Source organism: Cellulomonas sp. P2_B4, assembly GCF_056404795.1.
Window position 1 is genome coordinate 1 of sequence record NZ_JBFUDI010000132.1, and the last position, 504, is coordinate 504.

General features: G+C 65.8%; 1 protein-coding gene. It reads right to left on the reverse strand.

What is annotated here, in order from left to right:
- Positions 1 to 175 precede the first annotated feature (175 nt).
- On the reverse strand, positions 176 to 504 hold a 329-nt coding region (locus AC1DZC_RS20490; protein ID WP_477044576.1), incomplete at its 5' end, for a hypothetical protein.

Here is a 504-nt window from a genome sequence, read left to right on the forward strand (position 1 = left end):
GCCGATGCCTATCTGCTGAGTATCCTCAACTGGTGCGAGCATGCCGGCATGCCGATCGCCGACTGGCCGGTGCTGCTCGGCTGGCGGACGCGCATGCGCAAGCGCCCCTCGATCGCGCGGGCGATGGGAGCGGAGATGCCGCTGCTCCAGGCCGCCTGAGCCCGGAGGGACGGCGTCAGCGCTTTTTGGCACCGTCCTTCAGGTCGAGCGGCGAGATCTTCGTTCCTTCGACCATCCAGGCGGTGTCGTTTCCGGTCCCGACCGCGATCGGCTTGCMCATCCAGAGCGACAGATAGACATGGATCTCGGTCGGGTGCGGGTCGAGCAGGTGCGTGACGAAGCCCATGACGGCGTCCTTGGGCTGCGCCACGACGAGGCAGGTCTTGGCGAAATCGCGCGTGGCGGCGACCTTTCCGTCAGCGCTGATATCCACCTCGTGATGGCCACCGAACGGATAGGCGTTCTGCGTGACCATCGGGGTCAGGAGATAGACCGGGATAGTGC